Here is a 12,004-nt window from a genome sequence, read left to right as displayed (position 1 = left end):
CGAGGATGAACCTTGATAAGCAAAAATATACGAATTAACCACTCGGGACACTAGTGTTTCCCGCAACAGAACAGCAGGAACCGCAACAATTCTGACATAATCGGCTGCTATTTTGAGCCGTATGACCGACATCACTGCGCAACACTTTTCCAATCGGGAACTCAGCCTGATGGCCTTCCATTGGCGTGTCCTCGCACAGGCCGAGCGCAGTGACATTCCGTTGCTGGAGCGCCTGCGTTTTCTCTGCATATCGTCCTCCAATATGGATGAATTCTTCGAGATTCGGGTGGGTGGTCTCAAGGAGCGCCTGGAGGCGGGCATTGACGCTCCAGGTGCAGATGGCCTCGGCCCGGCCGAAACTCTGCAGGAAATCGCGATACGCGCCCATCAACTGGTGAATCACCAGTACAGCCTGCTGAATGATCGTTTACTGCCGGCCCTGCTGCGCGAAGGCATCCGCATCGTGCGCCGGGAGCAGTGGACGGAAGGGCAGCGGCGCTGGTTGCAGGCCTACTTTGAAGACGAAGTGCTGCCCCTGCTGTCGCCCATGGGGCTGGACCCGGCTCATCCGTTTCCGCGCATCCTCAACAAGAGCCTGAATTTCATCGTGCAGCTTGAAGGCAAGGATGCTTTCGGGCGTAAAAGCGGCATGGCCGTCGTGCCAGTGCCGCGCAGTCTGCCAGAGATGATTCGACTGCCCATCCGAGTAGGAGGACGCCGTTATCTCACCTTCGTTTTCATGTCATCCGTTATTCACGAATATCTGGATGGTCTCTTCCATGGCATCACATCGAGAGCGGCTTATCAGTTTCGGGTGACGCGAAACTCCGACCTCTTTGTGGATGAAGAAGAAGCCGAAGACCTGCGGCGCGCTATTGAGGGCGAACTGGTCTATCGACAGTATGGCGACGAAGTGCGTCTGGAAGTGGCGGAAAACTGCCCTGATGACATGGTGGATTTCCTGCTGAACCAGTTTGAAATGACCCGAACCGACCTGTATCGGGTGGACGGGCCGGTCAACCTGAACCGGTTGACTCAGTTGATCGAACTGGCCAGTCGCCCGGACCTGAAGTTCACACCCTTTACCGCCCGACTGCCCAAGCCGGTGCGCAAGAAGGACAGCATTTTCACGGCCATTCGCAAACAGGACATACTGTTCCATCATCCATTTGACTCCTTTCGCACCATTATCGACTTTCTCTGGGCTGCCGCCCGAGACTCGAAGGTACTGGCCATCAAGCAGACGCTCTATCGTACCGGCCCCAGCTCAGCCATCGTGGACGCTCTGGTGGCGGCTGCCAAGGCGGGCAAGGAGGTCACGGTGGTGATCGAGTTGCGCGCCCGGTTTGACGAGGAAGCCAATGTGGCCCTGTCGGCGCGGTTGCAGGAGGTTGGAATCCATGTGGTCTATGGTGTCGTGGGGTACAAGACCCACGCCAAGATGATTCTGGTCTCCCGTCGTGAAAACCGGAACCTGCGCAACTATGTCCATTTGGGTACGGGCAACTACCACCCACAGACGACCCGGATCTATACGGACTATGGACTGCTGTCTGCCAATCAGGAACTGGGGGAGGATGTCTACCGGCTGTTCCTGCAACTGACCAGCTTGGGCAAGATCTCCAAGATGACGCACCTGCAGCATGCCCCCTTCACGCTGCACAAGGGCCTGCTGAAGCGAATCGATCAGGAAATCAAGGCTGCCCGGCAGGGGCAGCCCGCGCGCATTATCGGCAAGATGAACGGCCTTTATGAGGAAAGAGTGACGCGCAAGCTCTACGAGGCGTCTCAGGCCGGCGTGCAGATCGACCTGATCGTGCGTGGAATCTGCCAGCTGAAGCCTGGCATCCCGGGGGTATCCGAAAACATCCGCGTGCGCTCGGTACTCGGACGTTTTCTCGAGCACACCCGGGTCTTCTATTTCAGCAACGCACCGCATGGCGGGGAAATCTGGGCCTCCAGCGCCGACTGGATGGAAAGAAACATGTTCCATCGCGTCGAATCGGCCTTCCCGATTCTGAACCGGCACATGAAAGACCGCGTTCTGCGCGAACTCGAGTACTACCTGCGCGACAACTGCGAAGCCTGGGAATTGCAGCCGAATGGCGCCTACCTGCTCTGCGAGCCGGGCAAACACAAGGAGCGCTTCAGTGCTCAGGATCAGTTGCTGGGCGAATTGAGCGGCAAGCCGTAGACCTTCAATGCCAATGGCCCAGCCCGGTCAGTTCGGCTGCACTGTCAACGTGAGGTTGATCGCTTTCAGATGGTCGATTTCAGTCGCCAGGTCAGCCGCCACCAGAGGCTGCTGCGCCAGCCAGCCCTGATCCAGATAGAGCGTGATCTCCTTTTTACCCGGCCCGACCCGCAACTTGATGGGCGGCTCGGTGTGTTCTGCTCTGGCCCGATGCAGAATGACGGCCAGACGCAACAGAACGGCCAGGCGCTGAATCGACTTGTCCAGGGCACCGGTTTCCGACTTGCGAGAGCGGTATGTTTTGGCGGGGAACTTGCGCCGCTGCGCCAGCACCAGAAAAGCCAGTATCTGCTGTTCCTGCATCGAAAAGCCGGCCAGGTCACTGTGCTCGCAGATATAAGCACTGTGTTTGTGGAAGTTGTCATGGGCGATATCCAGCCCGACTTCCAGCAGCCAGGACGCCCAGCCCAGATAGCGCTTGGCTTCTTCCAGGTTCAGCTCCCAGTCTTCGTCCACCTGCTGCACCAGATCTGTTGCCGTTCTGGCGACCCGTTCGGCCTGCTCGCTGTCCACATGAAAACGCTCTGACAGGCGCTGTACGCTTTGCTCTCGAATATCGCGATCGTCATAGCGGCCCACCAGATCAAACAGCAGCCCTTCACGCAGTGCCCCCTGGGAGGCCTCCATCGACTTGAGGCCCAGGGTCTCGAACAAAGTGCGCAGAACTATGACGCCGCCCAGGAAAACCGGATCTCTGTCGGCACTCAGGCCGTCCAGTTTCAGCCCTTCAACCTGACCATGCTGCTCGTATCGAGCACAGATTTCCTGCAAGCCCTTCAGAGTAATCCCCGGCTGGGCCCAGCCATTGGCCACACAGACGCGATGCGCCGTCTTTATGGTGCCGCTGGCACCGACTTCATGCTTCCAGCCATGCCGCTTCAGAGCGCGCAGAATTGGATCTGTTTCCTGCGCACAGGCCAGCAGGGCTTTCTGCACACGTCCGGAGGTCACTTTTCCGTCCGGAAAGAAGTCTCGTGTCACGGCCACGCAGCCCATGTTGAGACTTTCCTTGTAGGCAATGTCGAACTGCTGACCAATGATCAGTTCCGTGCTACCCCCGCCAATATCAGCCACCAGCCGAGTCCCGTCCTGCCCGGCAAGGCTGTGTGCCACACCCTCATAAATCAGGCGGGCTTCTTCACTGCCGGTAATGACTTCGATCGGGTGACCCAGCGCCTGCTCTGCAGCGGCGAGAAAATCCTCCGACTTTGTAGCCATGCGCAGTGTACGGGTGCCGACACAGCGCACGGAGCCTGAGGGAAACGCGATCAGTCGCTCGCCGAACCGGGCCAGACAGTCCAGTGCCCGTCTCTGGGCGTCCAGGCTGATTTGTCCGTGCTGATCCAGCCCAAACCCCAATCGCACCGGTTCACGCAGCCGGTCCAGCAGGCGCAGCTCCCCGTTTTCCTTGCGGGCAATTACCATATGGAAGGAGTTGGACCCCAGGTCCAGAGCGGCGAAGTCATCAGGTGTGCGGCGAAACAGGCGCGTCAGTGTGAACATGCAGAAGGACAACCCGGCGGTATAAACGATTCAGGGTAACACTGGATTGTTACAGTACTCTTACGCGGGCAGCCCCAGAACCATTGTTGCTATGGTGAAATAGATCAGCACCCCGACGGCATCCGCTATCGAGGTGACCAGCGGGGCACTGGCCGTTGCCGGGTCCCAGCCCAGACGGTTGAGCAAAAAAGGCAGGCTCATGCCGATGAGGCTGCCCATCACCACTACGACAATCATGCTACTGGCCACTACCAGGGCAATGTCCGGCCCGCCACGAATGACGCCAAGCACAGACACCGCCAGCGCCATGGTGAGACCCAGTGAACCCGCAACCAGCAGTTCTCGCCCGAAATGACGCCCCCAGTCGGCCAGTCGTACATCACCGGTAGCCAGACCCCGGACCATCAGCGTGGCGGCCTGAGAGCCGGCGTTGCCGCTGCTGTCCACCAGCAGCGGCAAAAAGAAAACGAGCACAATATAGGCGGCGATCGTATCTTCGAAATAGGCGATACCCAGGCCGGAGAAAATATTGGCAAACACCAGCAAAACCAGCCAGACGATCCGCTTGCGATAGAGTTCAAGCAGGCCGGAACTGCCAAACCCCTGGCTGAGCTTGCCGATGGTGGCCGCCTTGTGCATATCCTCAGTGGCTTCTTCGGCAGCCACGTCCATCGCATCATCGTGGGTGACTATGCCGACCAGCCTCTGGTCGGTGTCCAGTACCGGCAAGGCCAGCAGGTCATAGCGGCTGACCTGACGGGCCACCTGCTCCTGATCTTCATCGACGGATACCGTGACCAGTTCAGAGCGCATCAGGTCATCCATCGACTGCTCCGGCAGTGCCAGAATCAGCTCGCGTAAAGATACCGTGCCGAGCAACCGCCGTTCGTCATCTATGATGTACACCTGATAGATGGTTTCGGCATCGGGTGCCGTGGAGCGCACGGCCTGCAGCGCCTGCTTTACCGTCAACCCTTGGGCAATGGCCACATAGTCGCTGGTCATCAGTGCACCGGCGGTACCCTCCTGATAGCTGGCAAGGCGGCGCAGGTCTTCGCGTTCTTCGCTGGCCATCTGGCGCAGAGCGGCTTCCTGCACATCCTCTTCAACCAGTTTGAACAGGTCTGCCCGCTCATCGGCTTCCATCTTGCTCAGCAAGCGAGCCAGTGCTGTCGGTGACAGGTCATGCGCCAGCCGGGCCTGCAGGCCAGTGTCCAGATAGCCGAAGGCGCGGGCGCGCTCGGAAAGCGGTAGATGAGAAAGGAGCCGCGTGGCCAGTTCAGCCTCGTTCTGGCCTTCCTGGCGGATGAAATCCGCCAGGTCAGCCGCTTGCAGGCCGCTGACCTGCTCGGCAATCAAAGCCTCGTCCTGGCGTTCCAGTGCCTCGGCGAGTCCTTCTGTGGTTAATAACTGAGCCATACTGAAATCCCTGGCAACCAACCCCTGAATGTCAGAGTATTTTTACATTGCCTGCAGGCAAGGCAATGCAATGCAATGCAGCCTCAGTATGCCAGATCTCGCAAGCTCCCGCGCGGGTGTTCGACTTTGGTCTGGTTGATGAATAAATTGCACAGCATCATTTACTTAACCACAGGCAATTAGTATATACTCGCGCCACGTTTTTCGACGCTGACAAGGTGGATTGTTTTGGCGGTAGAACAGGCTGATGTGGTGCTGGTAGGCGCTGGTACCATGAGTGCGACATTGGGGGTACTGCTGCGCTCCCTCGACCCTTCCTTGAATATTCTGATGGTAGAAAGCCTGGACGCTCCCGCACGCGAGAGCTCGGACGGCTGGAACAATGCAGGCACCGGCCATGCCGGCTACTGTGAACTGAATTACACCCCGGAAACCAAGGACGGCCAGATCGATACCGCCAAGGCGATGTCGATCAATGCCAATTTCGAAATCAGCTTGCAGCTCTGGTCCTGGCTGGTCGAGCAGGGCCACCTGCCCGACCCGGAAAGCTTCATCAATCCCACACCCCATCTGAGCTTTGTCTGGGGCGAGAAGAATGTCGATTTCCTGCGCCGACGCCATGAACTGCTGAGCAAGCACCATCTGTTCGCGGACATGGCTTTCAGTGATGACCCCGACCAGTTGCGCGAGTGGATGCCGCTGGTGATGGCGGGGCGCAAGGACGGTCAGCCCGTCGCCGCCACGCGCGTACCCTATGGGGCCGATGTGGACTTTGGCGCCCTGACCCGACACCTGGTGAACTATCTGGACGGCCAGGATCATTTCGAACTGCGCACCCATACGCGGGTGCGCGATATGCGCCAGCGTGACAAGGGTGGCTGGAGTGTTGAACTCGAAGACACCCATACCGACAATGTGTATCGCGTACGCACCGAATTTGTCTTTCTTGGCGCCGGGGGCGCTGCACTGCCATTGCTGCACAAATCCGGCATCCCGGAAGGCAAGGGGTATGGCGGTTTTCCGGTCAGCGGACAGTGGCTGGTCTGCCAGAATCAGAATGTGGTCGCCGAGCATGAAGCCAAGGTCTATGGCAAGGCTGCAGTCGGCGCGCCGCCCATGTCCGTGCCACACCTGGACACGCGTATTATCGGCGGCAAGCGCTCCCTGCTGTTTGGTCCCTTTGCCGGCTTTACCACCAAATTCCTCAAATCCGGGTCGGTAACAGACCTGATGCGCTCGATGAATGTGGGCAACGTCAAGCCCATGGTCGGGGCCGGCCTCGACAATATGCCGTTGACGGTTTATCTGATGCGCGAAGCGCTGCAGAGCCAGAAAGGCCGCATGACCAGCCTGCGCGAATATTATCCGGAAGCCCGCGATGATGACTGGGAACTGGCCAAGGCCGGTCAGCGGGTACAGATCATCAAGCAGGATGCGGAAAAAGGCGGCAAGCTCGAATTCGGCACTGAAATCATCGTGTCGGAAGACGGTTCTCTGGCCGCGCTGCTGGGCGCCTCCCCGGGCGCCTCGACCGCAGTGAGTGCCATGCTGGATGTGATTGAACGCTGCTTCCCGAAGCGCCAGAAGAACCCGGACTGGAAAGAGCGTGTCGGCGAAATGATTCCCTCCTATGGCCGCTCACTCATTGACGACCCGCAACTGGCACGCGCCGTGCGGGCCCGCACCCTGGCGGCGCTGAAGCTGCGCCGGCGGCCGAAGTAATCAAGCAGACACAAAAAACCCCGCAACAGCGGGGTTTCACAATACTTGGTCAATCTTAGAACGGAATGTCGTCGTCAAAATCGTCAAAGTTGTTGTTGCTCTGCTGCGGCTGAGGTTGTTGCTGCGGCTGGCGTTGTTGCGCTGCCTGCTGAGGCGCCTGCTGCTGCGGCTGATTGAAGCCGCCGCCCTGCTGGTAACCACCACCCTGCTGGCCACCCATGCCCTGACCACCGCCGCCCTGGCCCCCGCCAACAAACTGCATCTCATTGACGACGATTTCGGTGGAGTAGCGATCATTGCCAGACTGGTCCTGCCATTTGCGCGTTTGCAGGCGGCCTTCCAGATACACCAGTGACCCCTTGCTCAGATACTGCTGTGCCAGCTCGGCGGTGCGTCCGAACAGCACGCAACGGTGCCATTCCGTATTTTCCTGACGCATGCCGCTGGGGTCTTTCGGGCCCAGTTCATTGGTGGCGACATTCAGGTTGGCCACTGTCGTGCCGCTGGCGGCAGCACGCACCTCCGGGTCCTGACCCAAACGGCCGAGAATGATGACTTTGTTGACTGTACCTTTTGCCATAGCGTTGTTAATCCGTTGTCGATTTATCATGTGCGGCCAGCAGGGCCGTTCGATCCAGTTCCTGGCCGGAGACGCGCACCATCAGCGCTGATTCGTCGTCCAGTATATGCACATCCAGCACGCCGTCCAGCGCCGCCAGTTGCTCGGCCCAGAGATGCAGGCCCCACCCTTCTGTCCGATTCGGTTCGAGATCAGCCAGCTCCCGCGCTTCCAGCGTGATCTGTCGGGACAGGGGTGGCGGCTCGGCGTGCAGTGTAAACAGGCCCCAGACGAGAAGAAACCCTGCTGCGCAGCCTAACACAAACAGGCCTCCCCCTGCGTCGAGTCCGAGGCCGCCCAGAATACCGCCAGCGGCGGCGCCGAGAAACTGGAAGCTGGAAAACACACCCATGGCCGTACCCCGATGTGCCGAAGGTGCGAGGCGGCTGAGCCATGACGGCAGGCTGGCCTCAAGAAAATTGAAGCCAACGAAAAACAGGGCCAGCGCCACAAAAGTCGGCACGCGCTCACCCGATCCGGCGGGCAACAATACAATGGCCGCAAGCACCAGGAGCTGTGCCAGCAGGATCATGCTCTTGGGCCGGTGATGTCGTTCACTGACCCGCATCATGGGACCCAGCGCCAGCAGTGCCACGGCCGCCATGGCCAGATAAATCAGCCCCTGCTGAGTGAGGCTGTAGCCCAAAGCGGCCAACCGCTCCGGCGCCACCAGAAATAACGCAGCCAGCACGGCATGCAGACAGAATATGCCCAGATGCAACGGCCAGAGACCCCGAGTGCGCAAGACGATCGGCAGCAGTTCAGGGCGCCAGCGTTGATAGCCATCCGATACTTGACGTGTTGGCCGCGGCAGCGTCATCACCAGCACGAGCGCAATAAGCGCCAACCCGGTGGTCAGAACGAAAATGCCGGCCAAGCCGCCCCAGGCCGCAACCATGGGACCCAGCACCATGGCCAGTGAAAACGACAGGCCAATACTCACCCCGACAATGGCCAGCGCCGTGGTGCGATGGCGCGGCGGTGTCAGGTCAGCCAGCAAGGCCAGCAGCGTGCTGGAGATCGCGCCAGCGCCCTGCAGGGCACGGCCAATGATCAACCCGTTCACCGACTCTGCCAGCGCCGCGACCACGCTGCCCAGAGCAAACAGAATCAGCCCCGCCACCAGCACCGGACGCCGCCCGACCATGTCGGACAGCATGCCGAGTGGAATCTGGAGGCCGGCCTGGGTCAGTCCGTAGATGCCCAGCGCCATGCCCAGAGAAGCCGCTGTGGCGCCTGCATAGTCCTGTCCGAGCAACATGATGACGGGCAGGACCATGAACAGACCCAGCATCCGGGTCATATAAATCAGACTGATCGAGCAGATAATTCGGACAGGCAAAGCGCTTTCCTGATACTGATTTCGGGTCGCCGGAACGGGCAGCGGATATTATCAGATCAGATACGGTTTAGGGAGGCGCATTGACCTCTGCCCCATGACGGGACAGCCGCTTTTGAGTATCATGCCCTGTTCATTCGAGAGCCCGCCCCGAGTCTATGAAAAGTATCCAGGTACAAGGTGCCCGCACGCACAATCTGAAAAACATTGATGTCGAGATACCCCGCGACCAGTTGGTCGTGATTACCGGACTCAGTGGCTCGGGCAAATCGTCACTGGCTTTCGATACGCTTTACGCAGAGGGGCAGCGTCGCTATGTCGAGTCGCTGTCCACCTACGCGCGCCAGTTCCTGTCGATGATGGAAAAGCCGGATGTGGATCACATCGAGGGCCTGTCGCCGGCCATTTCCATCGAGCAGAAAACCACCACGCACAACCCGCGCTCAACCGTCGGCACCACCACCGAGATCTATGACTATCTGCGCCTGCTGTTTGCGCGCGCCGGCGAGCCGCGCTGCCCCGACCATGACGAGCCGCTGGCCGCCCAGACCATCGACCAGATGGTGGACCAGATCATGGCGCTGCCCGAAGGCAGCAAGCTGATGCTGCTGGCCCCGGTGATCAAGGAGCGCAAGGGCGAACATCTGCATGTTTTCGAGCAATTGCAGGCGCAGGGGTTTGTCCGGGTGCGGGTGGATGGCCGCGTATTCGATCTGGATGAACTGCCGGAACTGGACAAGAAGCGCAAGCACACCATAGAAGCCGTGGTCGACCGCTTCAAGGTGCGCGACGATCTGCGCCTGCGCCTGGCCGAATCACTGGAAACCTGTCTGGCGCTGGCCGACGATGTGGCCCTGGTCGTGCCGATGGACGACGACGGCCCGGAGCCGATGGTTTTTTCCGCCAAGTTCGCCTGTCCGGTGTGCGGCTACAGCATTCCGGAACTGGAACCCAGAGTCTTCTCTTTCAACAATCCCGCCGGTGCCTGCCCCAGTTGTGACGGACTGGGTGTGCGCCAGTATTTCGACGAAGCCAAGGTAGTGCGCGATCCGCACCTGCGCCTGGCCGAGGGCGCGATTGCCGGGTGGGATCGACGCAGCATCTATTATTACTCCATGCTCGAGGCACTGGCCGAGCATGACGGGGTCGACCTGAAGCGCAACTGGGATGATCTGCCAGAAGCCTTCAAGGACCGTGTGCTGCAGGGCAGCGGTACAGAGAAAATCCGCTTTCGCTATATCAACAGCCGGGGCGACACGGTAGAGCGGCACCACACCTTCGAGGGCATTCTGCCCAACATGAATCGACGCTATCGGGAAACCGAATCGTCGTCGGTGCGCGAAGAACTGGCCCGCTACCTGACCGAGCAGCCCTGCCCCGACTGCCACGGCTCCCGTCTCAAGCAGTCCTCACGCCATGTCTTTGTCGACAACCGCACGCTGCCCGATCTGGTGCATCTGCCCATCGGCGAGGCCTATACCTATTTCGAGCAACTGCAGCTCACCGGGTCGCAAGGCGCCATCGCCGACAAGATTCTGAAGGAGATTCGCCAGCGGCTGTCCTTTCTGGTCAATGTGGGGCTGGAATACCTGAGCCTGGAGCGCTCGGCCAACACCCTGTCCGGTGGCGAGACCCAGCGCATTCGGCTGGCCAGCCAGATCGGGGCCGGCCTGGTCGGTGTCATGTATATTCTGGACGAGCCTTCAATCGGCCTGCACCAGCGTGACAATGCCCGCCTGCTGAGTGCGCTGCGCCGGCTGCGCGATCTGGGCAACACGGTGCTGGTGGTCGAACATGATGAAGACGCCATCCGTACGGCGGACCATGTGCTGGATATCGGGCCGGGTGCCGGCGTGCATGGTGGCCAGGTGGTGGCCTCGGGCACACCGCAGGACATCATGGCCAATGCCAGTTCGCTGACCGGCCAGTACCTGTGCGGCATTCAGTCCATTGCCATCCCCCATCCGCGCAACAAGCCCCGGAAAGATAGCTGGCTGACACTGACCGGCGCCAGCGGCAACAACCTGAAGGACGTCACGCTGCGCTTGCCCGTAGGTTTGTTCACCTGCATTACCGGGGTGTCCGGGTCGGGCAAGTCGACGCTGATCAATGGCACCCTCTATCCGTTGGCCGCGACCGAGCTCAACAATGCCACGACGCTCAAGCCGGAACCGCATCGAGGGGTGACCGGCATGGACCATTTCGACAAGGTGGTCGATATCGACCAGAGCCCGATCGGGCGCACACCGCGCTCCAATCCTGCCACCTATACCGGCATTTTCACCGCCATTCGCGAGCTGTTTGCGGCCACCCAGGAGGCCCGATCTCGGGGCTATACGCCGGGCCGTTTCAGCTTCAACGTCAAGGGCGGGCGCTGCGAGGCCTGTCAGGGTGATGGCGTGATCAAGGTGGAAATGCACTTTCTGGCTGATGTCTATGTGCCCTGTGATGTGTGTTCCGGCAAGCGCTACAACCGGGAGACGCTGGAGGTTCTGTTCAAGGGCAAGAGCATTCACGATGTGCTGGAAATGACGGTGGAGGAAGCACTGACGTTCTTCTCGGCCATTCCGGCATTGCAGCGCAAGCTGCAAACACTGATGGATGTGGGGCTGTCCTACGTCAAGCTGGGTCAGGCGGCGACCACCCTGTCCGGCGGTGAGGCGCAGCGCATCAAGCTGGCGCGGGAGCTGTCGAAGCGGGATACGGGCAAGACGCTGTACATTCTGGACGAGCCGACCACGGGGTTGCACTTCCATGATATCCGCCAGTTGCTGCACGTACTGCATCAGTTGCGCGATCGGGGCAACAGCATCGTGGTGATCGAGCACAATCTGGATGTGATCAAGACGGCCGACTGGGTGATAGATCTGGGGCCGGAGGGCGGCAACAAGGGCGGGCAAATCATCGCCGAAGGCACACCGGAGGAAATCGCTGCCGCCAGCCACTCACTGACCGGCCAGTTCCTCGCGCCGCTGTTGAAAACACCTGTCTCGGAGACTGCCTGAGTGGGCTGTGCCGAGCGGCCGATCATTAGGGTCATGACCACGCGGCCGATGCCACCTGATGGAGGGAAAGCCAAACCGGGTCAGCAGGCCGCGAACAGTGGTGCCTTGTTTCCGCCGCTCACTGGTCCCGGTCGGGCGGGCCA

7 protein-coding genes are annotated in these 12,004 nt (G+C 60.0%); 3 read left to right on the top strand and 4 right to left on the bottom strand.

Translation table 11 applies throughout. The features are described from left to right. The first annotated feature begins 121 nt into the window (after nt 1-121). Nucleotides 122-2,194 carry a polyphosphate kinase 1 gene (gene ppk1, locus LAT62_RS14035; RefSeq protein ID WP_293385208.1) on the top strand — a complete coding sequence of 691 codons (2,073 nt, stop codon included), beginning with the start codon at nt 122-124 and terminating at the stop codon, nt 2,192-2,194. Between the two features lie 27 nt (nt 2,195-2,221). Here ppk1 and LAT62_RS14030 read toward each other — a convergent pair whose 3' ends face one another. Together LAT62_RS14030 and mgtE are read right to left on the bottom strand one after the other, a co-directional pair. After that, the gene (locus tag LAT62_RS14030; protein WP_293385205.1) at nt 2,222-3,757 is read right to left on the bottom strand and encodes a Ppx/GppA phosphatase family protein; all 1,536 of its coding nucleotides are present in this window, start codon (nt 3,755-3,757) and stop codon (nt 2,222-2,224) included. Nucleotides 3,758-3,817: 60 nt separating this feature from the next. Then, nucleotides 3,818-5,176, bottom strand: a complete 1,359-nt coding sequence (mgtE, locus tag LAT62_RS14025) for a magnesium transporter (RefSeq protein WP_293385202.1) — start codon at nt 5,174-5,176, stop codon at nt 3,818-3,820. A 228-nt stretch (nt 5,177-5,404) separates the two neighbouring features. Here mgtE and mqo point away from each other — a divergent pair, with 228 nt between their 5' ends. Next, on the top strand, nt 5,405-6,898 hold the full coding sequence (gene mqo, locus LAT62_RS14020; protein ID WP_293385199.1) for a malate dehydrogenase (quinone): 1,494 nt from the start codon (nt 5,405-5,407) through the stop codon (nt 6,896-6,898). Between the two features lie 55 nt (nt 6,899-6,953). Here the strand turns inward: mqo and LAT62_RS14015 are convergent, their stop codons facing one another. Both LAT62_RS14015 and LAT62_RS14010 read right to left on the bottom strand, forming a co-directional pair. Further along, on the bottom strand, nt 6,954-7,478 hold the full coding sequence (locus LAT62_RS14015) for a single-stranded DNA-binding protein (RefSeq protein ID WP_293385196.1): 525 nt from the start codon (nt 7,476-7,478) through the stop codon (nt 6,954-6,956). A gap of 7 nt (nt 7,479-7,485) precedes the next feature. After that, a complete protein-coding gene (locus tag LAT62_RS14010; RefSeq protein ID WP_293385193.1) occupies nt 7,486-8,859 on the bottom strand; it encodes an MFS transporter in 1,374 nt (457 codons plus the stop codon). Between the two features lie 155 nt (nt 8,860-9,014). On the opposite strand from LAT62_RS14010, the gene uvrA reads away from it, so the two are divergent. After that, entirely contained in the window at nt 9,015-11,861 is a 2,847-nt protein-coding gene (uvrA, locus tag LAT62_RS14005; RefSeq protein WP_293385190.1) for an excinuclease ABC subunit UvrA, read from the top strand. Nucleotides 11,862-12,004 lie beyond the last annotated feature (143 nt).

Origin of the sequence: Natronospirillum sp., from assembly GCF_022565775.1 — a bacterium.
GTDB lineage: Bacteria > Pseudomonadota > Gammaproteobacteria > Pseudomonadales > Natronospirillaceae > Natronospirillum.
Note: the sequence above shows the minus strand (reverse complement) of the source record. Positions and strands in the feature narration are given on the sequence as shown.

Coding starts and splice junctions, on each gene's coding strand:
- ppk1 (WP_293385208.1), top strand. CDS start 122: ATGACCGACATCACTGCGCAACACTTTTCCAATCGGGAACTCAGCCTG.
- LAT62_RS14030 (WP_293385205.1), bottom strand. CDS start 3,757: ATGTTCACACTGACGCGCCTGTTTCGCCGCACACCTGATGACTTCGCC.
- mgtE (WP_293385202.1), bottom strand. CDS start 5,176: ATGGCTCAGTTATTAACCACAGAAGGACTCGCCGAGGCACTGGAACGC.
- LAT62_RS14015 (WP_293385196.1), bottom strand. CDS start 7,478: ATGGCAAAAGGTACAGTCAACAAAGTCATCATTCTCGGCCGTTTGGGT.
- uvrA (WP_293385190.1), top strand. CDS start 9,015: ATGAAAAGTATCCAGGTACAAGGTGCCCGCACGCACAATCTGAAAAAC.